This window comes from Actinomadura parmotrematis, assembly GCF_019458805.1.
Taxonomy (GTDB): domain Bacteria; phylum Actinomycetota; class Actinomycetes; order Streptosporangiales; family Streptosporangiaceae; genus Spirillospora; species Spirillospora parmotrematis.
Genome location: NZ_JAIBOA010000003.1, coordinates 179978 through 204913, shown reverse-complemented (window position 1 = coordinate 204913; position 24936 = coordinate 179978). Strand labels below are relative to the sequence as shown.

At 68.0% G+C, this 24936-nt stretch carries 22 protein-coding genes, 2 tRNA genes and 1 pseudogene; 13 read left to right on the top strand and 12 right to left on the bottom strand.

What is annotated here, in order from left to right:
- The gene (locus tag K1Y72_RS06050) at positions 1 to 2523 is read right to left on the bottom strand and encodes a carboxylate--amine ligase/circularly permuted type 2 ATP-grasp protein (protein WP_258571991.1); all 2523 of its coding nucleotides are present in this window, start codon (positions 2521 to 2523) and stop codon (positions 1 to 3) included.
- Positions 2524 to 2643: 120 nt separating this feature from the next.
- Between K1Y72_RS06050 and K1Y72_RS06045 the strand changes: the two genes are divergently transcribed.
- Positions 2644 to 3564: an alpha/beta fold hydrolase gene (locus K1Y72_RS06045; protein WP_220164040.1), complete on the top strand. Its 921-nt coding sequence runs from the start codon at positions 2644 to 2646 to the stop codon at positions 3562 to 3564.
- On the opposite strand, the gene K1Y72_RS06040 is transcribed toward K1Y72_RS06045, so the two are convergent.
- The gene (locus tag K1Y72_RS06040) at positions 3561 to 5150 is read right to left on the bottom strand and encodes an AfsR/SARP family transcriptional regulator (RefSeq protein WP_220164038.1); all 1590 of its coding nucleotides are present in this window, start codon (positions 5148 to 5150) and stop codon (positions 3561 to 3563) included. The two genes, K1Y72_RS06045 and K1Y72_RS06040, sit on opposite strands and share 4 nt — an antisense overlap.
- Before the next feature lie 132 nt (positions 5151 to 5282).
- On the opposite strand from K1Y72_RS06040, the gene K1Y72_RS06035 reads away from it, so the two are divergent.
- Entirely contained in the window at positions 5283 to 6005 is a 723-nt protein-coding gene (locus K1Y72_RS06035; protein ID WP_220164036.1) for a hypothetical protein, read from the top strand.
- A gap of 45 nt (positions 6006 to 6050) precedes the next feature.
- Here K1Y72_RS06035 and K1Y72_RS06030 read toward each other — a convergent pair whose 3' ends face one another.
- From K1Y72_RS06030 to K1Y72_RS06020, 3 genes are all read right to left on the bottom strand, one after another.
- Positions 6051 to 6350, bottom strand: coding sequence for a hypothetical protein (locus K1Y72_RS06030; protein WP_220164034.1), 300 nt, complete (start codon positions 6348 to 6350; stop codon positions 6051 to 6053).
- 113 nt (positions 6351 to 6463) lie between these two features.
- A complete protein-coding gene (locus K1Y72_RS06025; protein ID WP_220164032.1) occupies positions 6464 to 6874 on the bottom strand; it encodes a hypothetical protein in 411 nt (136 codons plus the stop codon).
- A 506-nt stretch (positions 6875 to 7380) separates the two neighbouring features.
- Complete coding sequence (locus K1Y72_RS06020) at positions 7381 to 8214, bottom strand: SDR family NAD(P)-dependent oxidoreductase (protein ID WP_308286921.1); 834 nt, start codon at positions 8212 to 8214, stop codon at positions 7381 to 7383.
- A gap of 75 nt (positions 8215 to 8289) precedes the next feature.
- Here K1Y72_RS06020 and K1Y72_RS06015 point away from each other — a divergent pair, with 75 nt between their 5' ends.
- Complete coding sequence (locus tag K1Y72_RS06015) at positions 8290 to 8802, top strand: winged helix-turn-helix transcriptional regulator (RefSeq protein WP_220164030.1); 513 nt, start codon at positions 8290 to 8292, stop codon at positions 8800 to 8802.
- 84 nt (positions 8803 to 8886) lie between these two features.
- Here K1Y72_RS06015 and K1Y72_RS06010 read toward each other — a convergent pair.
- Positions 8887 to 8959, bottom strand: a tRNA-Arg gene (locus tag K1Y72_RS06010).
- 183 nt (positions 8960 to 9142) lie between these two features.
- Between K1Y72_RS06010 and K1Y72_RS06005 the strand changes: the two genes are divergently transcribed.
- The gene (locus tag K1Y72_RS06005; RefSeq protein ID WP_220164028.1) at positions 9143 to 9592 is read left to right on the top strand and encodes a hypothetical protein; all 450 of its coding nucleotides are present in this window, start codon (positions 9143 to 9145) and stop codon (positions 9590 to 9592) included.
- A 109-nt stretch (positions 9593 to 9701) separates the two neighbouring features.
- Positions 9702 to 9791 (top strand) — tRNA-Ser (locus tag K1Y72_RS06000).
- Positions 9792 to 10053: 262 nt separating this feature from the next.
- Here K1Y72_RS06000 and K1Y72_RS35965 read toward each other — a convergent pair.
- A complete protein-coding gene (locus K1Y72_RS35965) occupies positions 10054 to 10461 on the bottom strand; it encodes a site-specific integrase (RefSeq protein ID WP_258571990.1) in 408 nt (135 codons plus the stop codon).
- On the opposite strand from K1Y72_RS35965, the gene K1Y72_RS37550 reads away from it, so the two are divergent.
- From K1Y72_RS37550 to K1Y72_RS05955, 8 genes are all read left to right on the top strand, one after another.
- Positions 10363 to 11268, top strand: a complete 906-nt coding sequence (locus K1Y72_RS37550) for a serine hydrolase (RefSeq protein ID WP_372452842.1) — start codon at positions 10363 to 10365, stop codon at positions 11266 to 11268. The genes K1Y72_RS35965 and K1Y72_RS37550 overlap by 99 nt on opposite strands.
- Complete coding sequence (locus tag K1Y72_RS05985) at positions 11184 to 11591, top strand: hypothetical protein (protein ID WP_220164534.1); 408 nt, start codon at positions 11184 to 11186, stop codon at positions 11589 to 11591. The genes K1Y72_RS37550 and K1Y72_RS05985 overlap by 85 nt, the downstream gene beginning before the upstream one ends.
- Before the next feature lie 58 nt (positions 11592 to 11649).
- On the top strand, positions 11650 to 12012 hold the full coding sequence (locus tag K1Y72_RS05980) for a hypothetical protein (RefSeq protein WP_220164025.1): 363 nt from the start codon (positions 11650 to 11652) through the stop codon (positions 12010 to 12012).
- Between the two features lie 244 nt (positions 12013 to 12256).
- The gene (locus K1Y72_RS37545; RefSeq protein WP_220164024.1) at positions 12257 to 13063 is read left to right on the top strand and encodes an Eco29kI family restriction endonuclease; all 807 of its coding nucleotides are present in this window, start codon (positions 12257 to 12259) and stop codon (positions 13061 to 13063) included.
- Positions 13064 to 13832: 769 nt separating this feature from the next.
- Positions 13833 to 15104, top strand: a complete 1272-nt coding sequence (locus K1Y72_RS05970; RefSeq protein WP_220164023.1) for a DNA cytosine methyltransferase — start codon at positions 13833 to 13835, stop codon at positions 15102 to 15104.
- Complete coding sequence (locus tag K1Y72_RS37005; RefSeq protein ID WP_308286920.1) at positions 15101 to 15877, top strand: very short patch repair endonuclease; 777 nt, start codon at positions 15101 to 15103, stop codon at positions 15875 to 15877. Before K1Y72_RS05970 ends, K1Y72_RS37005 begins: the two co-directional genes overlap by 4 nt.
- Before the next feature lie 173 nt (positions 15878 to 16050).
- Entirely contained in the window at positions 16051 to 16416 is a 366-nt protein-coding gene (locus K1Y72_RS05960; RefSeq protein ID WP_308286940.1) for a helix-turn-helix domain-containing protein, read from the top strand.
- Positions 16417 to 16609: 193 nt separating this feature from the next.
- Positions 16610 to 17095: a transposase gene (locus K1Y72_RS05955; protein ID WP_220164021.1), complete on the top strand. Its 486-nt coding sequence runs from the start codon at positions 16610 to 16612 to the stop codon at positions 17093 to 17095.
- Positions 17096 to 17107: 12 nt separating this feature from the next.
- Here the strand turns inward: K1Y72_RS05955 and K1Y72_RS37715 are convergent.
- The 5 genes and pseudogenes from K1Y72_RS37715 to K1Y72_RS05935 form a co-directional block, all read right to left on the bottom strand.
- A pseudogene (locus K1Y72_RS37715) lies at positions 17108 to 17370 on the bottom strand (transposase); the annotation flags it as partial.
- A gap of 1157 nt (positions 17371 to 18527) precedes the next feature.
- Positions 18528 to 19943, bottom strand: coding sequence for a hypothetical protein (locus tag K1Y72_RS05950; protein ID WP_220164018.1), 1416 nt, complete (start codon positions 19941 to 19943; stop codon positions 18528 to 18530).
- Positions 19943 to 20527, bottom strand: coding sequence for a hypothetical protein (locus K1Y72_RS05945; RefSeq protein ID WP_220164016.1), 585 nt, complete (start codon positions 20525 to 20527; stop codon positions 19943 to 19945). Before K1Y72_RS05945 ends, K1Y72_RS05950 begins: the two co-directional genes overlap by 1 nt.
- A gap of 10 nt (positions 20528 to 20537) precedes the next feature.
- On the bottom strand, positions 20538 to 22199 hold the full coding sequence (locus tag K1Y72_RS05940) for a DEAD/DEAH box helicase (protein WP_220164014.1): 1662 nt from the start codon (positions 22197 to 22199) through the stop codon (positions 20538 to 20540).
- Entirely contained in the window at positions 22196 to 24565 is a 2370-nt protein-coding gene (locus K1Y72_RS05935) for an ATP-binding protein (protein WP_220164012.1), read from the bottom strand. The genes K1Y72_RS05940 and K1Y72_RS05935 overlap by 4 nt, the downstream gene beginning before the upstream one ends.
- Positions 24566 to 24936: the final 371 nt, after the last annotated feature.

Here is a 24936-nt window from a genome sequence, read left to right as displayed (position 1 = left end):
CTACTGCATCAGCCAGGTGTCCTTGGAGCCGCCGCCCTGCGAGGAGTTCACGACACGGCTGCCCTCGGGCGCGACGCGCGTCAGCGCGACCGGCACCGTCCGCGGCCCGCCCTCGTCCTGGCTGACGAAGACCCGCAGGTCCACGGCGCGCGGCCGGAGCCGGCCGTCCTCGAACACCGGGTGGGTGGACAGCCGGACGGTCTCCTGCGCGATCCACCGGCCCGGCTCGGCGAGCAGCCGCTCGCGCGCCCCGTCCAGCTCGGCGCGGCTCGCGTCCGGGCCGATCGTGACGCCCGCGCCGCCGTACCCGTCGACCGGCTTCAGGACGAGCTCGTCCAGCCGGTCCAGGACCTGCTCGCGCGCCTCCTCGTCGCGGCACAGGTAGGTGGGGACGCCGTCCACCAGCGGCCGCTCGTCCAGGTAGTACTCGATGAGGCGCGGCACGTAGGCGTAGAGCGCCTTGTCGTCGCCGAGGCCGTTGCCGGGGGCGTTGGCGAGGCGCAGCTCGCCGCGCGCGACGGCCGTGAGCAGCGCCGGGCCGAGGCGGCGCCCGTCGGCGCCGGGCGCCTCGAACAGCTCGTCCTCGTCGATGCGCCGGTACAGCACCTCGACGCGGTTCCCGTCCGCCCACACCCCGTCGCCGTCGAAGGACAGCTGGCCGGGAGTCACGAGCGGGACGCCGAGCTCGCGCGCCAGCAGCTTGTGCTCGAAGTAGGCCGAGTCGCTCTCGCCGGAGGTGACGAGCGCGAGGCCGGAGGCGTCGCCGACCAGCGCCTCGTGCAGCATCGTCATGGCCCGCGCGGGCGTCGTCATCGGGACGGCGCGCAGCAGCTCGGGCAGGATCCGCGCCGACAGCCGCCGGTTGGCGAGGGCGTAGCCGATGCCCGACGGCACCCGCAGGTTGTCCTCCAGCACCGCCCAGCGGCCGGCGCCGTCGCGGACCAGGTCGATGCCGGCGACCGCGATCCGCGTCGCCGACCGCGGCACGAGCCTCCCGTCGGGGCGGAGGCCCGGCGCCTCGTCCACCACCCAGGCGGGCAGGACGCCGTCGCGGATCGCGTGCCGGTCGGTGTAGGCGTCGTGCAGGAACAGCTCCAGCGCCTTGACCCGCTGGGCGAGACCCGCCTGCAGCGGCGCCCAGTCCTCGGCGGCGACGATGCGCGGGATCACGTCCACCGGGAACAGCCGGTCGTGGTCCTCGCCGGGGACGCGGAACGTCATGCCGAGCTGGCGCTGCACCTCGTCGCGCTCGCGCTCGCGGTCCGCGAGGCCGTCCGGGCCGAGCCGCTCCAGGGTGTTCATCAGCAGGCCGTAGGGGCCGCGGGCGCTGCCGTCGAACACGACCGCCTCGTCGGCGGAGCTGTCGTACCCGGCGAGCATCCCGGTGACCTGGGTGCGGGCGGGTCCGGCGCCGGGCGCCCACTCGGTGTTGGCGCGGGTCTCGGCGAGCAGCAGGTCCACGACCTGCCCGAGGCCGCCCTCGGCGTAGGCGGCGCGCTGGCGGGCCGCCGACCCGCCGCCGCGCAGGACCGCGTCGGTGAGCTCGGACACGAGGTCCCAGTCGTCCATCCGCTCCAGCGTCGGCCGCAGCTCGCCGAGCATCCGGCGGATCTGGACGGGCGCCGGCATCGGCGTCCCGTCGGCCGGGTCGACGAGCTCGCCCTCCAGGCCGGCGCGGGCCGCGCGCCAGTTCATCGCCCGGACGACCTCGCCGCGGACGCGCGGCGCGGGCCGCCCCTCGGCGACCGCGTCCATCTCCTGGATGACCAGCGCGCGGAACAGGCCGGCGAGCAGCACGACGTCCTCGACGCGCGGACAGGCGTCGCAGATCCGCAGCTCGATCGTGGGCAGGTGCGCGGACGGCCGGATGTCGAAGTAGATCATCCCGCGGTCGGTGATGACGCCCGACCGGATCAGGTCGTCGATCATCGCGTCGTACTCGGCGGCCGAGGCGAAGTCCCCGACCGGGCCGGTCGTCGGCCAGCGCGACCAGAGCAGCGTCCGGTAGCTGGCGTAGCCGGTGTCGCCGCCGAGCCAGTACGGCGAGCTCGCCGACAGGGCGAGCAGCGCGGGCAGGCGGGGCGCCAGCCGGTGCGCGATCTTGACGGCGAGGTCGCGGTCGCCGACGTCCACGTGCACCTGCGCGCCGCAGATCAGCTGCTCGCGGGCGAGGAGCTGGTACTCCTCCAGCATGTTCTCGAACCGGGGGTCCGGGGTCACCTTCAGCGCGTCCAGGTCCACCACCGGGACGGTGCCGGCCGCGACGATGCCGAGCCCGAGCGGCTCGGCCGACGCGACCACGCCCCGGCGGAGCGCCGCCAGGTCCTCGGCCAGGTCGATCAGCCGCAGGAACGGCCGGCTGTTGGTCTCCACCACCGACCGCTGCAGCTCGGCGCCGAAGCGCTCGACGGGGAGCTGGTCCAGCAGGCTGTCGGCCCGCGGCAGCAGCCGGTGGGTCTCCAGGTCGACGGTGTGGAACTCTTCCTCCACGCCGACTGCCATCACTTCCGCACGGTCGCCCATCACGCGAGACTAAGTGCCCTTTGTTTCGCGGATATATCCTAAGAATCCAGGTTTTACCTGCTTACCGGGTTCTCACCTGACCGAAGCACGCCCGCAACACGGCGGGCGCATCCTGCGGGGATGCTGCACTACCGGGACATCCACGGATACCGGCGCGCGTACCGCGTCCTCGGTGACGGCCCCCCGCTCCTGCTCGTGCACGGCATCGGCGACAGCTCGGCCACCTGGGAGCCGGTGCTCGCCCGGCTCGCCGAGCGGCACACCGTCATCGCCCCCGACCTGCTCGGCCACGGCGACTCCGCCAAGCCCCGCGCCGACTACGCGATCGGCGCCTACGCCTGCGGCCTGCGCGACCTGCTCACCACCCTGGACGCCGACCGCGTCAGCGTCGTCGGGCACTCCCTCGGCGGCGGCATCGCCATGCAGTTCGCCTACCAGTTCCCCGAGCGCGTCGAGCGCCTCGCCCTCGTCAGCAGCGCCGGGCTCGGCCGCGAGGTGCACCCGGTGTTCCGGCTCGCCGCCGGGCCCGGCGCGGGCCTCGGCATGCTCCTGCTGACCGCGCCCGCGACGCGCGCCGCCGTCCGGCTGTCCGCGCCGCTGCTCCGCGCCCTCGGCGGCGCGGGCCTCGGCCCCGACCTCGACTACGTCCTCGGCCGCTACCGGCGATTCGCCGACCCGACGGCGCGGCGCGCGTTCCTGCGCACCATCCGCGCGGGCGTCGACCTGCGCGGCCAGGCCGTCACCATGCTCGACCGCAGCTACCTGGCGCGCGAGCTGCCGACCCTCATCGTCTGGGGGCGCCGCGACGGGATCATCCCGGCCCGGCACGCCCTCGTCGCGCACGCCGCGCTGCCCGGCAGCCGGCTGGAGGTGTTCGAGGACGCCGGCCACTTCCCGCACCACGACGACCCGGACCGCTTCGCCGACGTCCTCGGCGACTTCCTGAAGACCGAGCCCGCCCGGCACGACCGGCGGGACTGGCGCGACGTCCTCCTGCACGGCCGCGCCGCCGCCCCGCCCGAGCCGTCCAGCGGCAGCTAGACCGTGCCGCGGGACGGGACCGCCGGCAGGCCCTCGGGCGGCGTGTCGGCGGGCGGCGCGTCCACCGGGGGCGCCGGCCGGTCGACGGGCAGCGCGACCAGCACCTCCTGCAGGGCGCGGACGGTGTGCATCGGCAGCAGCCCCCACGTCACCAGGTCGGCGACCGACCCGAACGGGCCCTGCGCCGACCGCACCGTCGCGATCAGCCGGGCCTGCTGCGGCAGCACGCCCGGCAGCCCCGACAGGATGCCCTCCGGGACGGCGTTGACGTCGACCAGCCCGCCGTCGTCGAACACCCGCGGCAGGTCGGGGCGGCCCACGCCGAGCTGGCGGGCGACGTCGGGCCGGTGCTCCAGCAGGACGCGCGCCGCGTCGCGGCGGACGCGGCGCTCCAGCGCGGCGGCCGACGCCGTCGACAGCCTCTCGCCGCGCTCGGCCCGCGCCAGCAGCGCCACGATCTGGACCGGCACCCCGATCACGATGGCCAGCAGGCAGAGCAGCCCCGTGGCCATCCACGCGTCGTCGTCCTCGGGATGGCTGAACCCCACCAGCATGAGCACCAGCAGCCCCAGGAACCCGAGGGCCGACAGCCCGAGCAGCCGGCTGCGGCGCAGCGCCGCGTAGACCGTGACGACGAGCCAGCCGCCGAACCCCACCGTCAGCGCCGGCGCGGCGCACGCGACGCAGTGCAGCATCCACGTCCACCGGCGGTGCGGGGGCGCGGCCCCGAACATCGGCGGCAGGTGGCCGTACGGCGGCGCCGGGACGGGCTGCGCGTACGGGCCGGGCGGCCAGGCGGCGGGCTGCGGGGGCGGGGCGGGCGCGGCGGGCGGTTCCGGCTCCAGGACGCGGTCGGCGCGCAGGATCGTCAGGTGGAGCTGCTGGAGCCGCTCGCCGGGCTCGACGCCGAACTCCTCCACCAGGAAGTCGCGCGCCTCCCGGTAGGCGGCGAGCGCCTCGGCCTGCCGCCCGGACCGGTAGAGCGCCAGCACCAGCAGGTAGCGGAGCCGCTCGCGGAGCGGGAACTCGCCGGCGAGGCGCAGCAGCTCGGGCACCTGCGCCGCCCCCCGGCCCGCGGTGATCTCCAGCTCGGCGAGCTCCTCCACGGCGGCGAGGCGCTCCTCGGCGTACCGGGCGCGCGCCGCGTCGAACACCGGGCCCTCCAGGTCGGCCAGCACCGGGCCGCTCCAGAGGTCCAGCGCCGCGCGGAGCCGCTCCCCGGTGTCGGGGCCGCGCTCGGCGAGCGCCGACCGCACCGCGTCCTGGAACACCGCCACGTCCAGGCCGCCGGGCGGCACGTGCAGCACGTACCCGGCGGGCGTGAGGGGCAGCAGGGTGCTGACGGCGCGCGGCGAGCGGTCCGGCTCCAGCGCGCGGCGCAGCCCCGCGACGTACTTCTGGACGACGTTCGCGCCGTTGTCGGGCGGCTCGTCGCCCCACACGGCGTCCACGATCGCGCCCGACGCGACCGGGCGGCCGGCGTTCAGCAGCAGCACGCCGAGCACGGCGCGCTGCTTGCCGGGACCGAGGTCCACCTCCCCGGTGTCCCGCCATGCCCGCAGGCGCCCGAGGATCTCGAAGCGCACGGTGGTTCCTCTCGCAGCGGGGCCGCAGCCCTCCGGCAGAACAAACGGGGCGACCGCAGCATAACGACAGAGAGGCCGCAGAGGTGGTCAGAACACTGGTCAGACCCGGCCGATCTCCCCTTGGAAGGCATCATGCGCCGCTCACTCCCCCTCCTCCTCACCGCCGCCCTCGCGCTGCCCCTCGCGTCCGCCTGCGACGCCGGCACCGCCGCCGAGACCGCCGACCGGAAGCCGGCCGGCCAGGCGTCCCCCGCCACCAACGGCATCGACCGGCTGCCCGCCGACCAGATCCTGGAGCGCGCCCGCAAGGCCATGCTCGCCACCGGTTCCGTGCACATCCGCGGCCGCCTCAAGGACGGCAAGGACCCCGTCTACGAGATGGACCTGCGCGTCGCGGGCTCGCGCGCGAGCGCCGGCAGCCTCACCGAGCCCCCCGGCAAGACCCTGCAGCTGATCCGCATCCGCGACACCGTCTACATCAAGGCCAACAAGAAGTTCCTCACCGCCGAGGCGGGCGCGGACGCCGCCCGCGTCCTCGCCGGCAAGTACATGAAGACGACCTCGTCGTCGAAGGACTTCGCCGACATCGCCGCCCTCACCTCGCTACCGAAGATCATCGGCGAGCTGCTGAAGCCGGACGGCGCCGTCAGCAAGGGCCGGCTGGAGCGCGTCAACGGCCGCCTCTCGCTGCCGCTGACCGACGGCACCGGCGGGAAGCTGTACGTCTCCGCCGAGGGCGAGCCGTACCTCGTGCGCCTCGACTCCAGCGCCACCGACCGGCTGGAGTTCCTCGACTACAACGTGCCGGTGAAGGTGACCGCGCCGCCGAAGCGGCTCGTCGTCAACGTCCCCTGACGCCCGGGCTTCGCCCTCCCCAACGGAGGCGGGGAGGGCGGGGTGCTACCGGAACCGCGCCGGCGTCGACGCGAGCCAGATCCGGGCCGGCCGGTACGCCTCGCCGCCGCCGATCGGGACCAGCTCCAGCCCCATCTCCTTCGGGGCGGTGGGCGGCGGCGGGACGTCCTCGGGCGCGCCCCGCCGGATCAGGTCGTCCCACGCCTCGAAGATCGGGCGGAGCGGCTCCCAGCCGGGCCCCGGCTCGAAGCGGCAGTGGGTCCACGGGAAATCGACGTCCACCCGGTAGAGCGTGCCGACCAGCACATCGCCCTGCCTCACCTGCCAAGCGACTTCGTCCGCCATGACCGCAGGGTAACCAGCGCCCCCGGCGGCGAACAGTCACCGACCGGCAGGTTTTCCCGCACCCGTTACCCGATGCGAAAGAACAGCGCTTCTGTCCTGGCGGCCCCGGCGGCTCACCCGTCCTCCGCCGCCCCCGGCGCCGCCGTGTGCCGCGGATGCCCCCGCGTCCGCCGGCGCTCCTTCATCCGCGCCTCGTAGGGGTGCCGGCCCTCGCCGACGAGATCCTCGCGCACCCGCCGCTCCAGGTCCTTGAACGGCCCGTAGTAGGTCGCGTCGTACTCCTCGACCACCTGGAACGTCCACCGGCCGTCCAGCACGTTGCGGCCGACGATCTCCCGGTCCAGCACCGCCGCCTGCTCGGCGTGCCCAGCTTGCGCGAGCATCTCCACGGCCTCGCCGAGCGCCAGGTCCGCCGTCCCCATCAGCTGGTGGAACGCGTACAGATGCCCGCGCGCCCGCTCGACGGTCTCCAGCGCCTCGCCGACCTTCCCGACGGCCTCGACCGTCGCGTCGTCCTCGCTCATACGCCCGACCTACCCGCCCCGCCCCCGTCCGACCACGACGAGCGATGATCCTTTCACCGTCCGCATCGGTCTTGCGACATCAAAAGACCGGCCGTTCATGGAGAACCACGAACGGCCGGCGGATCACCCTCACCGGTCAGCCGACGGACCGGCCGGCGAAGGCGGCGCTACCGGCGCTCCAGCGAACTGGAGAACCGGGCAGAGCCAGCTCTGCTCGACCTCGCAGACCCGCGTGGAACCGGACTTGTCGCCCGGCACGGAACCGCCCGCTACGCGCCCGTGTCCGTCCGGGGCGCGGACGGTGCCGATGCCCGCTCCCGAGCGACCCGGTGGATCGCCCGCACGCGGGGAAGGCCCAGCGCCCGCGCCCTCGACGAGGGCGTCCCCTTGTCCTGCGACCCGTCGTGGGACGGCGTCACGCGTGCCGGGTATCGCCACGGACCCGTGCCGCGCCGGCGGGACGGTGCGCGGGCATACGGTCGGCGGCGCGCTGCGCGAGGAGCCCTTCACCGCCCGCGCTCGCGCAGCAGCCCCTCCGTGTAGTCGGCCAGGCGGGCGGCGTCACCGGGGTCCAGGGTCTTCAACGACAGCTCGACGGGCTCGCCGCGATCGAACGCCGCCAGGGGCGCCGCGGGCGGCTCGTCGATCCATCCCACGATCGGCCGCACCGCCTCGTCGACGCTCCGCGCGAAGAACCGCGCCAGCACCTTGATCGAGCTCCGCACGAGGGGGTTCGGATGCCCGTCCGTCCCGCTCCGCGTGAACCCCGGGTGGTAGAGCACGTAGCGCGCCCTCCCGTACCCCCGCTCCGCGAACGCCACCCCGAGCAGATCGTTCGCCCGCCCGGCCTGCAACTGCGCCCGCACCTGCCCGTAGCGCCGCACGAGCTGCGGATCGTCCCAGACGATCCCGCCGGCCGTCGTCCCCACCCCCGCCACGTTGACGATCACGGGCGCGGGCGCGGCGTCCAGCAGCGGCCGCAGCAGCGTCCCCAGCAGGTGGCGGCTCAGGTAGTACAGCGCGAACGTCGACTCCAGCCCGTCCGCCGTCTCCACCCGCTTCGCCGCGATCCGGTTCGCGAACAACCCGAGTGCGTCCACCGCCCCGTACTCCTCGCCGATCCGGGCCGCGACCCGCTCGACCTCCGCGATCGAGGACAGGTCCGCCCGCAGGAACCGCAGCCGCGCGTCCCCCGCCTCGTCCAGCAGCGCACGCCCCCGCGCACCGCTGCTGCCGATCACGGTGACGCGGTCCCCGCGCGCCAGCCGCGCCAGCGCGACGGCCCGGCCCATCCCGGACGTGCCGCCGCTGATGACGACGGCCTTCGAGTCCTCCGGCACGATGCCCTCCTAGGATCGGAAGCGGACGGCTCCGATCATCGACCCGGCTCCCCGGGGACGGAAGAAGGCAGTTCCATGTCCGGTACGCACACCGATGTCCCCTCCCTGCTCGCGCACGACCTGCCCCGCCCGGTGCCGTCCGCCGAGCACGACGCCTGCCCCGTCGGGGACGTCTTCCGGCGGTTCGGCGACAAGTGGAGCCTGCTGCTGGTCGCCCTCCTCGGCGCCCGCCCGCACCGCTACAACGAGCTGCACCGCGCCGTCGAGGGCATCAGCCAGCGCATGCTCACCCGCACCCTGCGCTCCCTGGAGACCGACGGCCTCGTCCAGCGCGACGTCCACCCGACCGTCCCCCCGAGCGTCGAGTACCGCCTGACCCCGCTCGGCCGCACCCTCCTCGTCCCCTTGTCGGCCCTCGCCGACTGGGCCGTCCAGCACGGCCCCGCCATGGCCGAGAACCGCACCCGGCGACCGGGCGCCCCTCCATCACCCGCGAGCGCCGTCGGTGGAGCGACCTCACCGAGCCCGACGGCGGCGCCGCCGCCCCCCACGAGCCGGCCGCCCTCCTCCAGCCCCACCGAAGCCTGAACCGCCGCCCGCAACCCCCTGCGATCGGACCCCCGCCAACGCAGAAGCCCCTCGCGGAGACCGCGAGGGGCTTCTGACCTGCTGTGCACCCGAAGGGATTCGAACCCCTAACCTTCTGATCCGTAGTCAGATGCTCTATCCATTGAGCTACGGGTGCGCCTGCTGGAGACAACTGTACCGGGTGCGGGGACCTCTCCGCGAATCGGGGGACGGACACGGCGCGATGTGACGCGGAGCACGGAACCCCTGGGGCGATTCGACCGACAAAGCGGTATTCGGGACGGGTGTGACACCTGCGGTCTACGCTCGTCCGCGTTCCGCCCCCTGGAGAGAGACCCCCATGAGCATGACCACCCCCAAGCTGATCGGCATCATCGCCCTCGGCGGTTCGCTGCTCGCGTCGGCGGCCTGCGGGCCGCTCGACTCCGTCACCGGCGGCGGCAAGTCGGCGGCCTGCGACAACATCAAGACCGAGCTGAAGAACCTGTCCACCAACACGGCGCCGTCGAACGCCGCCGACCCGACGGCGAGCGCGGCGGCGAACGCGGCCAAGTACTCCACCACCGCGAGCAACATCCGCAGCGAGGGCCAGAAGGCCGGCGGCGACGTGGCGCGGGCGGCCGACGACTTCGCGGGCGACCTGGACAACGCCGCGGCCATCCTCCGCAACCTGAGCAACGGCAACACGAGCGCGGCGAGCGGGACGGGCTCGCTGACGCAGATGTCGCAGCACGGCCAGGCCCTCGGCAAGGCGTGCGGCTTCACCTCGACCTTCCGCTTCGGCGGCTGACACGCCGCACGGGCGTCCCCGTTTCGGACTATGCTCGGACCCTGGCGCGGGTATCGCTTTGCTGGTCCGCGCGCCGACCGGTAGCCTGTGCTCAGCCTCAGGGCTACATGGAGGATTCGCCTAGTCCGGTCTATGGCGCCGCACTGCTAATGCGGTTTGGGTTTACCGCCCATCCGGGGTTCAAATCCCCGATCCTCCGCACCTGATCAGGGCCTTCGCGGGAGACGAGCGTCTCCCGCGAAGGCCCTGTCGCGTTCCAGATGTCCAGTTTGACGGCTCAGCGTGCACAAAACGTGCACAGGAGGTCAGGGAAGCGTCACGGAAGACCTGTTCAGAGGCCCCTTGTCGCTGTCCCGCCTCGTTACCCTGTGTGCTCGACCCGCTTGCTCCGCCGATCCGAGAGCGAGATCACGTTCGACTCGTCGGGGAACGGGTCCGGCTCTTTGGGACCAAGACCAGGTTCACTCGCGCGGCACGACGGCTGCCACCGCCTCAGCCGCTGCTGTGGACACCTCCGGCAGAACCGAGGTGTAAGTGTCGGCGGTGAACGAGAAGCGCGCGTGACCGAGCATCTCGCTGATCACCTTCATGTCGACCTTGCCGAGCAGCGACAGCTTCGCCGCACCGTGCCGGAGGTCATGACTGATCGATGACGAGGACCTCCGCCGCCTGGCCACAGTGCGCCGGAAGGCGCTCACCCTATGAACGCCGCCCTCCACTACGCCCAGGGCCTGTCCCTGCTCGTTCGCAGACCCGGAGAGGACCCCGCCATCCTGCCCATCGGGCTCGCAAACGTGGAGCACGGCGTGCCCAGCGGACCGGAGACCGCCTTCAACGTCGGATCCGTCGCCAAGCAGATCACCGCCCACCTGGTGCTGCTCGCCGACGGCGACAACCCGCTACACCTCGACCAGAAGGCCACAGAGCTACTGCCCGGGTTGAAGATCACCGACATCACCATCGCGGACCTGATCACCCACCGATCGGGCCTCCGCGACGTCGAGTCCCTGCTCTCACTCGCCGGCTTCCGCGACCTCGACCACTACACCGCCGAAGACCTACGGAACCTCGCCTACCCCCAGGACCGGCGCGCCGTCCCCACGGCTCCTTCCTGTACAACAACACCAACTACCTTCTTCTTGCCGACGTCCTCGAAACCGTCCACGGCACCAAGTGGCCCACCTCGCCCAACAAGCCCTGTTCGGCCAGCTCAGGACGAACGCCATCCGCTTCAAAACCGACCCCCGCGAAGTCGTACCAGGAGCCGCCGCCGCGTACCGCGCCGTCCCGGACGGCTGGCAACACACCCAGACACCCGTCACCCTGCCCGGCCCCGCAAGCCTCTGGGCCACCGCCACCGACCTGGACGGGTGGCTTACGCACCTTCAACCAGCAGTGGCAGAGCAGACACCGGAGTCTCCCTGGCCAAGAGGCACTCCACTATTAGCCCAGCGACCACCCGCCCTACCTCTAAGGCCCCGGCCGCTACGCCGACGCCCGCTCTGGAAGGACCGCCGCCTTCCATTACGGCCATGAGCAGGGATTCTCAGTCGCAGCCCACCTGGACGCGACAGGCCTGCGACTCATCGCCATGTCCAACAACGCCGAGATCGCCGCCGATCGGGTCGCTGCCACGCTGCTCCGAGCACTACGCGAACACCCCGAACGAGACCTAAACGACCTCCTTTCCCGAGCAGCGACCATGGTGCCCCAGCCCAGGCCGACCTCCCACGCTAACCGACCGAAGGGCAAACCAGCTCCGCACCTCGAACTGGGCGCCTTCACCTGCGACCAGGCCCTTGGAACCCTGCGGCTCACTCTCAGCGGGGACGCCCTCTACCTATGGCGCCGAGGCACCGCAGAGCAGCTCACCAAGATCAAAATGGAGACCTGCGCCGGCAGCGGGTACACGCTCACCTTGTCAGGCGACAGAAGTCAACCGGACGGCTTCGTCCTCAGCCTCGACCGCGCACCAGAACTGCCCTACGTCCGCCGATAGCCCGGCCTGGATGGTCTGGCCGCACCAGACACACACGAACATCGGTACGTTTGATGACGTGACCACCGACGCCGAGGGCCCCAAGCCGCGGGACCCCTTCTCCCGTCACCGCATGCGGGTCATCACGATGTCCGGCGATGGGCGGATCACCTCCGACACGTTGCAGCCCTGGTCCGCCGTTAGCGCCATCAACACCGTGACCGGCGAGTCCCCGAACTTCCCCGCCGCCGAGATCCCCTCAGGCGTCATCGAACGCACCCTGGGAGGCAAGGAGTCCCTCGCGACCGTCGACGACCTGCGCCTAGAACTCGACGGCGCCGGCCACGCGAAGGTCCACGACGGCCAAGAAGAGCTGGCAGGCCCCGGCATGTTCATGGTCGTGGAGATCCTTCCGCTGAATGTTAAGCGATCGATGCGGTAACACTCGGCCGTAATACCATTTCTTTCGACGCGACCGAACAGAGAGTGGCGCCACCAATCTTCGTAGATAGGCTACCCACAGTTGTTTCGAACACACCTGTAATTGTGATCACCTTGCCAGCGGGAGTATCCCAGCCATTGGAATCATAGGCGCAGAAGAGTGCCTCAGCAGCCCACCGTGAACGGATCTATATCACCTATCGCCAGTCAAGCCAAGTGGCGAGAATACGGCGCGTATCTCGCGCATGCACGCGATTCCATTCCGTCTCGATCTGCGACACATAGACCTTTCTTCCAGAGGAACCACGCCAACCGACTTGCCATCCAGCACATCTCATGGGAATCAAGTGCAGACACCTAATCGGCCAAAAGAACCCCGCAAGACGAAGAGTTGGTTTCAGCAGGCAAGGCGATTCACCGCATACAATCCGCTAGATCTCGACAACTTGGGGCGTAGCGTAGAACTGGAGCTGCTGGCACGCGACCCCGAACCACTCGGAAATGTGGTACTGATGTATGGCAGTGGAATCTACGCGCTTTATTATACGGGTCCACACGAACTATACGCTCCCATCAGTCAGGAAAATTGCGAAGTTCCCATCTACGTGGGCCAAGCACGCCCCAAGGGCACGCGCAAAGGAATTGCGGACGAGAGCGCGGACTCCACTGCCCTGTGGGACCGAATCAAGGACCACAGATCCTCTATCCAGCAAGCATGCGACCTGGAAGTAGAGGACTTTATGGTACGGCATCTAGTCGCCATCGAGGCGTTCGTATCACTCGCGGAACGCGTAATGATCAGGCATCATCACCCAGTGTGGAATAGCGTTGTCGACGGATTCGGAAACCACGACCCTGGCGCCGATCGCCGAAAGACCGGGAAGCGGCCACCATGGGACGAGCTCCATCCCGGTCGCTGGTGGTCACATCCAGCGAACATGCCGGCACCGAGCTTGGTTTCAGCCGAAACATCGAAAGAGCGCGTCCGCGCCCTATTTGGGGGAAATCTCTCTGCGGAGGACCTCGCCCGCATCGAGGCGGAACGGCTGTAGCGGATCCCCATGCTCTCCTTTATCGACAGGCCTCACTAATGCTCGCTTGCAGTTCGAATCGAATCGCTACGCTCGTTGCACTGGTCAGATATCGTTGGTTCTGATAGCGAGTGTGGCGTGACGCGCGGCAGCCCGGCCGATGCCGAGTAGGAATTACTCGATCCGCGCTTACTACCAGGCGTTTTGGTCCGATCGTCGGCCTGCGTCAGCAACCGGATAAGTTCATGCGACGGTTCCGCGCCCGTCGCCTGCAGCGAGCCACTGACTCTGTGTGTATTCCTCGATTCAGCGCTCCCATCATGACGCGCCTGGGTAGCAGTGGGTCCGGAACTGCCGCAGATCCTGGAGCGAGCCGCCGAAACTGAGAAGAGAACTTCGCCAAAGGAGGCGCAAGGGCCAGGGCGACACTGGCCAGTGGTCTGGCGAAGGCTGCCAAATCCGACGGCGCGACCGAACCCGGCTATAGGGGCTGGAGTGGAACGCTCCCAAGGTGGGTGTCTGGCGAGGTCCTTGACGACCGACCGTCGCTGACAGCCGTTGTCGTTCGCGCTCACTACCGATGGACAAGGAGGGCCCCCGTTTCACTGCCGCACTAGATGAGACAAGATGCGTGGGGCGGCCAAACTTCGCCTACGCGGTGTCGACGCCTGGCTCCACAGCCTCCCACTTCAAGCGCGCCTGGCTGCGAGTGACCTTCCCAGACCATGCTCATCCGAAAATATTTTCGGATGAGCATGCATGTTCGGCAACTCCGCGGTACTCTTCCAGCATGCTTGAGCAGCGACAAGAGGTTGATCAGGACCGAACCGGCGTCGAGTTGTTCGCTGGCGGTGGCGGGCTGGCCATGGCCGTCCACCGCGCGGGTTTTCGACCGTTGCTGTTCAACGAGTTCGCCAAACGGGCATGCGAGACCCTTCGAGCGAACGGGGCGGTACCCGTGGAGGAGGGGCAGATCCTCCCCGTTCCCGGGCCAGGGGAGCCCTGCCCGATTCGAGAGGGCGACATTCGCAAGATCGACTTCGAGTATCTGAAGGGGCGCGTGGACGTCCTGGCGGGCGGACCTCCGTGCCAGCCGTTCAGTCTGGGTGGCGTCGCCAGGGGCGATGAGGACGAGCGGAACATGTTCCCGGAGATGTTCCGCGCCATCCGACAGATCGAGCCTAAGGCCGTCATCTGCGAGAACGTCCGCGGGCTCCTACGTCCATCGTTCAAGCCGTACTTCGACTACATCCTCCGCGAACTCGCCTTGCCGTTCGAGGAGCGTGACGAGAGCGTTACCTGGCAAGAACATGACGCTGTCCTGCGGCGCGTCCTGCACAAGGGAACCGCCTCGGCTGGCCGCCGCTATCGAGTGTTGGTGACCGCTGTCAACGCTGCGGACTACGGTGTCCCTCAGGTCAGAAACCGGATCATCGTCGTCGCGTTCCGCGAGGATTTGAGTGTCGACATCGACAAGTTCAAGGAGTTGGTCGAGCCCCGGTATTCCGAACACGCTCTCTTCCGATCGATGATCGAAGGTTCGTACTGGGAGCGCCACCCGAAGGTGCCGAAGGAGGTGCGCGAACGAGTGATGGCGAGGATCCCCAAGGAGCTCTCCGTACCAGACGAGACGCTTCCCTGGCGCACTCTACGCGACGCGATCGCCGGTATCGACGAGCAAAAACCGCTCCCTCCGATCCCTCCGAAGTACCTCGACCGCAAGGAACGCAACCTCGGAGGCTTCACCGACCATATTGGCTGGCCGAACGCCCGGATCTACCCTGGACATACGCCCAACGAGCTCGATCGTCCCGCCAAGACGGTCAAGGCCGGTGTCCACGGTGTGCCGGGAGGTGAGTCGGTAATGCTTCTTGACGACGGAACCCATCGCTACATGTCCGTGCGGGAGACCGCACGCGTCATGACCTTCCCCGATGATTGGAAGCTCGCGGGTCCTCGTGGAGAGAAGATGCGTCAACTAGGCAACGCCGTCCCGGTCGCCCTCGGCGAGGTCTTCGCCAAAGCCGTCGCTACCGTGCTTCACGGGGCGGAGAACAAGTGACGGATCCAGCACATGTCACCAAGGCTGGGCTTTGGAAGGACAAGCCGCCTCCTGACAAGGCGTGGAAATGTCGGCCTGGACAGAACCGAGCCGCCAGTACCGCAGAGCAGGACCGTGCTGCCGGCGGGCGTGAACGCCGCCTGGTCGACCTTGGGGATGGCCTGACCGCGTGCGCGTCAGTCGAACTGAAGCTCTTCGATAAGCGCAGGCGGATCCGTAGCTACTTGAGATGGTCGGACAGGGGGAAGACCAAGAACAAGTACCTGGGTGAGGTCGACAAGGACACCCGCGCCGAGAACCTGACGGAAGGGTGGAGGTTAGCGGCGGCTAAAGGTCTGTTGCGAGAAGCGGCGGAAACGAAGTCCTGGGCGAGCTCTCCAGCCGTTCGTTCCGTCATGAAGGCGAACCGCGGTCGCGACACCAAGCCGGAGCTCGCTCTTCGATCGGCGGTACACGCTCTTGGGCTCCGCTACCGCGTTGACCAGCGTCCGATCCCTCGGCTTCGTCGTCGCGCTGACCTGGTGTTCGCCACGGCCAAGGTCGCGGTCTTCTCCGACGGCTGCTACTGGCACGGCTGCCCGGATCACCACCGCCCGTCGAAGAAGAACAGTGAGTTCTGGAGCGAGAAGATCCAGACCAACCAGGCCAGGGATCGCGAGACCAACCGGATTCTCATTGATGAGGGCTGGATCGCGATCAGGGTTTGGGAGCACGAGGCTCCAGGACCGGCCGCCGAGCGGATAGCCAAGGTAGTGCGAGCCAGAAGCGGATAGCTATCAGCCCCCATTCATCCTGTGCGATAGCCGACCGGGTCATCGGCCACCACCGCAAGTGGAGAGATTCAATAGCGGGAGTTACTGGTTGTCGCGATCCAGATACTTATCGCCGGTCGCCTGGTGGGTTACTGCTGGTGGATGCGGTATGGCGAGGGGGTGGGTTGACCGCGGTGGATCGGGTGCGGCGTGAGGCGTTGCGGCTGGAGGCGGTCTCCTTGCTCGAGGCCGGCTGGTCGGACGCGGGGATCGGGCGGTCGTTCCGGGTGACGCGGATGTCGGTGAACCGGTGGAGGCGGTCCTGGACGGCGGGCGGGACGGCCGCCCTGGCGTCCAAGGGCGCGGGCGGGATGCGGTACGGGCTGACCGACGACCAGCTCGCGTGCTTGCAGGTCGAGTTGGCCAAGGGCCCGGCTGCTTACGGTCGGCACGAGGATCAGCGGTGGACGCTCGCCCGGATCGCTGCGGTCATCGCCGAGCTGTTCACGGTGTCCTGCACCGTGGCCGGGGTGGACGTGCTGATGCACCGGCTGGGCTGATCGGTGCAGGTTCCGGTCCGGCGGGCGACCGAGCGCGACCAGGCGGAGATCGCCCGGTGGGAAGCGCAGGTGTGGCCGACGGTGGGCAGAAGGTCGGCGACCTAGGTGCCTGGCTGGTCTTCGAGGACGAAGCCGGCCAGGGGCTGAGGCCGCCCAAAGGACGAACCTGGGGCAGACGCGGCCGCCACCGATCGTGAACGTCACCGGCAAGGGAACCCACCGCGTCTCCGTGGCCGCGCTGCCGGCCGTCAAAGACGGGGAGCGTCCCCACCTGCTCTACCGGACGCTGACCTACCGAGGCCGCAAAGACGAGCCGAAGGGCTTCACCGAACGCGACTACATCCGGCTGCTGGACGCCGCCCACGCCCAGCTCGGCGGCCCGATCGTCCTTGTTCGGGACAACCTCGGCAGCCACCGCTCCAAGAAAATGCGCCGCTACATCGACACCCGCGGCTGGCTGACCGTCTTCTACCTGCCGCCCTACGCTCCCGAACTCAACCCCGTCGAAGGCGTCTGGGCGCACCTGAAGGCCTCGCTCACCAACCTTGTTGAACACACCATCGATCAGCTCACCGACCTGATCCGCACCCGACTCAAACGCATCCAGCACCGGCCCGCCGTGATCCTCAACCGCACCCACCTGCAAATACCCAGTAACCCCACCATTGAAGCCCTCTAGCGGTGTAGGCGGCCACTCGGGGAAACAGGACCCCGCCCGCAGCTTAGGGATGGCCAGCTCCACAGCGCTGGTACGGGCATCCCAGCCGTGGGACCGGTAGCCGTTTTGCGGTAGTTGACCTGCTCGTCCGACGGAGCGGGTCCTGTACCCAGCCCCGCACACCACGTCCGCCCCAGCCGTTGTCTTACCATCGACCGCAACACATCGGGCTCATGGATTCCGATCTTTTCGGCCAACCAGCCTGCGGAGTCCTCCACCCTGCTGTCCACGGCCATCGCGTTTCCTCCCCTTCGGCCTGGTCGATTCGTAAGATCACGCGATGGCCGTTTCACATCACAACACCATGCCCTCTGACCAGGCCAAATCCATACACCGCCTCTGTGGACGCAACCAGCTAAATCACCACTGCGGCCATCTACGAGTGAATCGGGTCAACCAACGGTCTGTGAGATGCGGTACCGTTCGGCTCTTCAACCTAGCTATGGCCACCCGTTGAGTGACGTTTTCGAGGCCCAGACCGCTCTCATCGCTCGTCGCCCTCTTCCTGGGACGGCCGCTGGACGAGCCGGTGGATGAACTCGTAGGTGGGGATGCCGAGGGCGAGCGGGACCGCCGCCGGCGGATAGAGATAGGCGAGAGCCACTACCGCTCCGGTGGTCCCGATGAGGGCCGCACGCCGCGGCCAGCGCCGCAGGCGGGCCGGCTCCGGCGGAGTTTGACAACCCTCCCGGGAGGAAGGCATGTTCATGAGGCTGACCTCCGGTCGTCATAGCTGCTGGTGGTCGGTCTTTCGGGCGGCCCTCCGCCGTAATCGGGGGGCCGCTTTCTGCTTTTAGTGAGCTGATTATCGTGTCGTCCCACGCGGATTCGCCGACGTCAGCCGACGAGCCGAGTCACCCGAAACGCAATCGACGCTCTCGACTGTTCGGAGGCGGGAGTGTTCAAGCTCAACCTTCACTCCGCGACTATAATTGGCCTTATCGAATAACCCTCCCGTGGACCCGCCTAACCGGTTCCGATCATTCCAGCGGCCAGGTATTAATCCTCTTCGGCAGCACAAAGCGACGACGCCGTCCACGCGATATAGAGCCGCGCAGGCCGCACAGAATTCCTTATCGGAGCGTCGATCATTTTGTCCACCGCCGCCTTAGCGGTACACAGCACTTACATTCAGGAAAATAGACGAACCCTTCCTCCATGTCGGCACTGTTGTATCACATCCAATTAATCACCTACCATCACTTATGACCCGGGAGCGAGAATATCAAAAACCGTGAACTCGGGGATGGCCATTTGCTTATTGGCCGCTCCGCGTGTATCCGGGACGCCAGTTTCACGCGCGGAAGATGTGGGTGGCCGGCTCCGCTCCCGCGGGCGGTCGTCCTAGCTCGAACGGAAGAGGCTCTTCCGGCCTGAGATTCAAGCCGCACGGTCATGGGGAGGGAGTCCTACTACCCGTCGGGGGATGGAGGCGCTCCCGCACCGGGCAAGCCTCGGCATGACAGGCGTGACGCAAGTAGGCGGTCCCCTCTCGCAGGCGCAACACGACCGCCAAGCGGCAGTTACGAGACAGCCCCATGCTGGTGGCGTGCACTCGAAGGCTGGATATCTGCGCGGCGCTGGTGTTACGCGTGATCGTTAGCCTGCCAGGCGGGTCGAGCGGAGTGGTGATCGTGGCCGGGGCGAAGGGGTCGATCAGTTCCGTCAGGTCGAAGGCCCGGGTCATGGGAGCCTGACGTAAGCCCAGGTACCAGGTGATCCAGCGATGGATGATCACCCCACTGCCGCGCAGGAGATCGGCGTCGATCGTGAGGGTGAAGCCCAGAATCCCGCCAGCGGCGTCGAGCGCGACGTGACTGGGCCGAGTGGGTTCACTGTCCTCTAATGGAGCGGCACCCCGCTCGACGAGATCAACCCTGCCGTCGGCGGTGATCCCAACGCGGTCGTCGATCAGGCACTGGGTGACACGGGAGAGGCTGACGGGATAACGGCGCTGGACCTCCTGAATGAGGCGGCGTTTGGAGATGGGGCCGAGTTCGGTGATGACGTCCAAGACGGCGTCGATAGCGGTGCCGTAATCGGCGGTTTCATCGTGCGGCCATTCAGTCAGGGCCCAAGTGCCCTCCGGGCGAATCAGACGAAAGCGGCTATCTCGGCGCAGTGACTCGCGGACGGCTCGTCCTTCCCCGCCGAGCGCATCGGCGATCTCGTCGGCAGTGCGAGGACCGCCCTGCTCGGCAAGCCACAGGTAAGCGACGTCGCGGCCCCGCGCGTTGCGTCTGACCCATGCGCCATCGTCGTTTTGGACGAGGGGGCTCCTGCCATGAGAAGCGATCTCTTCGATCGGTAGCGCGTCAGGGATCCCGAGAGCGGTGGCACGGAAACGGAGTTCGGCGGGACGGTAGGGAGCGTTGGCGGCTAGTTCGCCCAGGAGTGTGGCGAGCAACTTGGGCTCGCGAGTCCAGAAAGCGCGCTGGACGCCGGCCCAGGTGCGAGGGTGCTGATACCCGAGGGTATGCAGCAGCGCGTACCGGGCCGCTCCGCCGGGATCGGGAAAGATCTCGGTGAGGGCATGGTCGGCGACAGCGACGGTGTCATGAAACAGTTCATCGAGCTGATCGCACCAGGTCTTCTCCATGCTCTTGGCGATCACGAGCAGGCACTGACCGGCATCACGGATGACCTGGCGAGCACGCTCCCGTGTGAGGTAATGGGCGCGACCGATCGCCTCAAGGGTCTGGTCGTGGTGGCGGCGGACGAGCATGTCGCGTGTGCGGGCGTCCATGCTCACCCATGCCATCTGGAACCAGTGGGGGTAGTCGGCCTGTGAGGCCGGAGGCTCGGGCATCAGACACCTTTCACATGAACCACTTGCAAGCCGCAACGCCGTCCGACGCGCAGGTGGAACGCTTTGACATCCTCAGGGACGGGCTTTTCGAAGGTCGCGGCGACGCACAGGATCCATGGAGTGGAGGCACCATCGGCCTGTTCCTTGAGCGCGGCCCATACCAGATGCTTGAAATGGTTGTAGTCGTCCACCCAGGCGAAGATCGCTTCCTCTCCTTCTTCGCTATAGACGCGCAAGCGCAAGGGTTTGATCGCCATGGTGTCCATGTCGGCTTCCCAGTCGTTTCCGAGGGCACTGGTGATCAGGTCGGTGACGGCAGCGCTGGGGTTGGGGACATGCTTGGCGAAACCGCCGATGCCGAAGCGGGCGCGGGCGAACTCCTTCATAGGACCGTCTTTGATCCAGACCCTGGCCTGCTCAACAGGCATGAACTCGGTGAGGCGCCCGCCGATCTGAGGGTCTTGGACCCATTGGTTGTACATCTCGGTGCGCTGCTGGAGGCTGAGGCTAGGCCAGTGAACCTTCTCGGCCTGTTCGAACAATAGGGCGGCGACCTTGTCTTGAAGTTCCTTGCTGATGGCCATGTAGGTCCTCCTAGAGGGCTGAGGGAAATTGCAGGCGGACCTCATCCGCAGCGGTTTCCAAGCTCGCGGCGTCCTGGATCCAGTGGTCGAGCAGAGTTCCAGCGGTCTCGTCGTTGAACTCGACGCGGGAGCCGGAAGGCAGGCGGAGCCGTAGGTGCTCGGCTTCGGCGGCCTCCAGCGAGCGCTTGAGATCCAAGGTGGCGGCGACGCGCCGGATGTCGGTCACGAAGTCCAACACCTTGAGGGCCTTCTTTTCCGGGCTGAGTCGCAGGCCGCGTCCGAGTTGCTGCACGAAGATGCGTCTGCTGTGGGTGACGCGCAGGAAAGCGATCAGGTTGACATCAGGGACATCGACGCCTTCGTTGAAGACGTCGACACAGGTGATGATGGGAATGCGGCCGAGGCGGAACTCGTTGAGCAAGATCTGCCGGCGCTGGCGCGGCAGGCCGCTGTGCAGAAATGACGCGCGGCGCCAGGTGCTATCCGACAACGAAAGCAAGGTGGCGACACGCTCGGCGTGTTCGATGGTCTGACAGAAAACGATGGCCCGCGGGTCCGGGGTAGCGTGCCACGCCTGGCGGAACTGCTCGACAATCTCCTCGTCGCGCTGGGGCAGGAACAACGCACGATTGAGTTCCTTGATGGAGTAACCGTACTCACTAGCCTTGCGAACCATATCCCAGTCAAGGTTGTCGACGAAGAGACGGTAGTCGACGGCGGACAAGTGTCCTTGCGCCATCCCCTCGGCGATTCCCATCCGTAGACTGGGGCGGCCAAACCGTGAGGTGATATCGAACTTGTCGCCACGCCAGGGGGTAGCCGTCACACCGAATTGGTGCGCATCACAGCACAGATCCAGCAGGTCCGCGAATCTTCCGTTGTCGCCAACGTGATGGGTCTCGTCGATCATGACGAGGCTGGGCCGCCATCCGGCACGGACCACACCCAAGACCGATTCGACGGTGCCGACCAAGACACCGTCGTGGACGGGAGCCTTGGTCTCGCCCGTGACGAGCTGGGTGGAGACGGATTTGTCCAAGTGCCGCCACAGAGCGCGTTCGAGCTGCTGGACCAGTTCCTTCATATGCGCGACGACCAAGACCTGGGCGGTGGGGTCGACGGTCAAGTACCGGCGGATGACCTCGCCGCCGATGACGGTCTTGCCGAGTCCGGTCGCTAGGACAAGGAGCGCTCGGCCGTGGGACTTCAGGTCGGCCGAGATCGCGTCGGCGGCGGCGAGTTGGTAGTCGCGCAGCTGGTAACGCGCGGGGACACGTTCGGGCATCCGCTCGAAAATGGCGACCAGGGTAGGGCCGTCCCACGCCGAGATCTTGATGCCGATGGCCTCGAGCGCGGCGCGGCGTTCCTGCGCGGCCTTAGCGAGGCCGGTGTTGGTGACCAGAACCGCCTTGTCAGCGCCATAACGGGTCCGGGCCCGCTCTAGATCGTCGATGCCCTGACGGTCCACGGGCCGGTTAGCCGACCATTTGCATTGAAAGACCCATTGTTCGCGGTCGCGGACAGCGAGCAGGTCAGCACCACCGTCGCCGGCTCCGTCCACGATGCGTACGTCGACGAAGCCCAGGTGCCATAGCGTCCGTTCCAGGGCGTGAGGTAGGCCCCGGGGCCCACCGTCGAGCAGTGCCTGGAAGGACAGGAAGCCGCCGGTCATGCCTCGGCCACCAGTTCGTCGGCCAGCAGTTGGATGCTGAGCCGGGTGCGCTGCAGCTGCTGGGGACCACGCTCGGCGGTGAAACTGAGGAGGGTGGCGATGTCGTTGAGGTAGCCGGCGACTTTGGCGACGCTGAGGCGGCGTGCCGAGAGGGAGGACACCGAGGCGTAGGGCCCCGCGAACACGTGGCCATCCATGAACGTCTCGGGCCATTCCTCCAAGAGCCTGACCACGAACAACGGGGGGGCGTAGAGCAAGAACTCCCCGGTTTGGCCGAGCGCCTGGGTATGAGTGACCTGCCCGTTGGCGATCATCTCGTTCTCGGTCGCGGTGAGCTCGTCGGGAGACAGGTACTGAAATGCGCGACCCGGGTCCGCGTCGATCCGCAGGGCCATCATCCGGCGAACGTCGCTGAGCAGTTCGCGGGCTTGGGCGAAGACCACGTCCATCCGAGGAGCGAGGTCGAGCAGGCAGTGCGCGCGCAGCAACGCGATCAGCTGGGCGTGGGTAAGGTCGCTCTCCGCCTTGACCTTCAACACCGCGGCGATCTCGACGATCAGGAGTTCGGTGGGGTCGGCGCCCAGCTTGGCGAAGACCTGGTGGGCGGGGTCGACGAAGGCGGTGCCGGTGCCGCCAGGACCTTGGACCAGCAGCACTGGGGTGGGTTGGGCCGCCGTATCGCGCAGCTCGACCGTGGACAGCCTGCGGGTCTCGACGCGCAGGTCACCGATGCGAGGGATCCCGAAGTCGCGGGTGAGTTCGGGGACGATAGTGGAGTCGGCGCGGTAACGGGCGATCCGTTCCTGGAAGGTCTCCTTGGTAGTCTTTGCGGAAGGAGGCGCCGGCGCGCTGGCCGGCGTCTGGTCGGCAGAGGACACGGCGCCGGGGGGCGCCCCAGGCGTGTCGGACTCGCCAATGGCAACACCGAGCGCCTCTAGTACAGCCGCCTCATCGGGCTTGTACGGGGCGGCGCCCTCGGCCTTGGCGAGCTTGGCGGCCTTACTGAGTTCCTCGTGGTTGACGACGGCGTCCCACCATCGTTGGTCGTCCTGGTAGTCGGCGTCGCCTTGGTGGAACAGCTGTGCCCAGCGGCGAGTCTCGTCGTGGATGGGGCCCTTACCGTCGCCGGGAATCAGGCAGCGCAATCCAGCGGCGTTGCGACGGTAACCCCGATACAGCTGGGCTAGCGGACTGTCATTGACTGGGTAACCCAGCCGTTTGGCTTTCTCGGGCTGCATGGGTCCTACACCCCGCAGGTAGTCGATGGCCGCGCGCCAGCCGCGGTCACTGTATTCGAAAGCATTCTTCTGGTACGTGACGGGAACGTGGTCGAGGTGGATCTCACCGATAAGTCGACCGCCCTGGTTCGCCAGTTCGATCGGGTACTCGGTGTCCACGGCGCCGGTAGCCGGGTCATTGGGGTTCTTCCAGTCGAACAGGCGCTTGTCCCACTGGAGGATCTTGCGACCGTTGCGCAGGAAATCGATCCCGAACTCGCGCTTGTGCAGGTGCCGCTGCACACCGAGCCAGCCATGGATGCGGCGTTCGCGCAGGGTGAGCCGGTCGCCGCCGCACTGCTCGCACGTGCCCTTATCCGGCACCTGCCAGTTCCCACAGTTGGTACAGGCCTCGGCGGGGTCGAAGGTTTCGTCGATGGCGATGTAGGCCGGGATCCGTTCGGCGGAGCCTCCTTGCCCGTAGGTCACGGCACGATCGTCGCCCCACCGACAATGCAGCCGAGGCTTGACACGCTGGCCTTGCACCCACAGTTCGAAGGGCTTGTTGTCCAGGATCCAGGAGTAGGTGCGTCCCAGAGTCTCGCGCAGGTTGCTGGCGTTGCGGCGCAGCCAGTCCGCACGGTCGGGATGCAGGCCACTGATCTCGATGCGGGTCCCATGCTCGTTGGGGTCGGCCTTCGCCTCTTCGATGTCCTGGGCCTCGAAGTCATCGCCGATCTGATCCAGGTCGATCTCCACGCCGATCCATCGGTCATCGCCGCGCCGAGTGGTCAGCACCCGGGTACGGCGTCCCAACCGGGCGGTGCTGACGTTGAAGCCCATACCGAACAAGCCGAGCTTGTCGAAGCGGTCATTGCTGGACCAGCCAGCGCGGACCGACTGCTCTAGCCTGTCATAGCTCATGCCGCGCCCGGTGTCGGAGACCTTCACGACCGCGTCAGCGAGCTTGGCTTTGGGACTGGGCAGCGACACGGAGACCTTGAAGCCTCCCGCCCAGGGGATGTCGTCGCGCTCGATCTCGGAGAAGTCGTCCAGAGCGTTGTCCACCAGTTCGGCGATGCACTGCCATTCGTCGAACTCGATCTCTCCCAGCATCCGCAGGATGCGAGAGGACGGCGTGATCTTCATCGGTCCCCCATCGCCTACACCTCGGTGAACACCTAATAGACCGATGCCACGCGGACGCCGGACAGGGTGATCAAGCTGATATCGATGGTAAGGGCGAGCGCCGGCCCACCGTGGCGATACTTGCTTATTCGTACAATCCGTGTTACAGAAAGTGAGATCTCGCATGTCTCGTGCCAGCGAGCTCTCCCGCGGGACCTGCACCTCACTCAGAAGAAGGGTGGGCTTCCTCTCATAGCGTGGAGACATCGCCGAGATCGGGCGCAGCACGGCGCACGGCCTCGGCGCTACGGCCGTCGGTGAGCGATGACCAACCATCGGGGAAGATCCGCGCCGAGCTGGCCGGAGCCGAAGACCGTACGCTAGATTCCTGG

Excerpts from the sequence above, each read along its gene's own strand:
- K1Y72_RS06030 (WP_220164034.1), bottom strand. The coding sequence starts at position 6,350 with ATGGCGGACGAAGTCGCTTGGCAGGTGAGGCAGGGCGATGTGCTGGTC.
- K1Y72_RS06045 (WP_220164040.1), top strand. The coding sequence starts at position 2,644 with ATGCTGCACTACCGGGACATCCACGGATACCGGCGCGCGTACCGCGTC.
- K1Y72_RS06005 (WP_220164028.1), top strand. The coding sequence starts at position 9,143 with ATGAGCATGACCACCCCCAAGCTGATCGGCATCATCGCCCTCGGCGGT.
- K1Y72_RS05950 (WP_220164018.1), bottom strand. The coding sequence starts at position 19,943 with ATGCCCGAGCCTCCGGCCTCACAGGCCGACTACCCCCACTGGTTCCAG.
- K1Y72_RS06035 (WP_220164036.1), top strand. The coding sequence starts at position 5,283 with ATGCGCCGCTCACTCCCCCTCCTCCTCACCGCCGCCCTCGCGCTGCCC.
- K1Y72_RS06025 (WP_220164032.1), bottom strand. The coding sequence starts at position 6,874 with ATGAGCGAGGACGACGCGACGGTCGAGGCCGTCGGGAAGGTCGGCGAG.
- K1Y72_RS06050 (WP_258571991.1), bottom strand. The coding sequence starts at position 2,523 with ATGGGCGACCGTGCGGAAGTGATGGCAGTCGGCGTGGAGGAAGAGTTC.
- K1Y72_RS06015 (WP_220164030.1), top strand. The coding sequence starts at position 8,290 with ATGTCCGGTACGCACACCGATGTCCCCTCCCTGCTCGCGCACGACCTG.
- K1Y72_RS05985 (WP_220164534.1), top strand. The coding sequence starts at position 11,184 with ATGTCCAACAACGCCGAGATCGCCGCCGATCGGGTCGCTGCCACGCTG.
- K1Y72_RS37545 (WP_220164024.1), top strand. The coding sequence starts at position 12,257 with ATGCACGCGATTCCATTCCGTCTCGATCTGCGACACATAGACCTTTCT.
- K1Y72_RS05940 (WP_220164014.1), bottom strand. The coding sequence starts at position 22,199 with ATGACCGGCGGCTTCCTGTCCTTCCAGGCACTGCTCGACGGTGGGCCC.
- K1Y72_RS05945 (WP_220164016.1), bottom strand. The coding sequence starts at position 20,527 with ATGGCCATCAGCAAGGAACTTCAAGACAAGGTCGCCGCCCTATTGTTC.
- K1Y72_RS05970 (WP_220164023.1), top strand. The coding sequence starts at position 13,833 with ATGCTTGAGCAGCGACAAGAGGTTGATCAGGACCGAACCGGCGTCGAG.
- K1Y72_RS05935 (WP_220164012.1), bottom strand. The coding sequence starts at position 24,565 with ATGAAGATCACGCCGTCCTCTCGCATCCTGCGGATGCTGGGAGAGATC.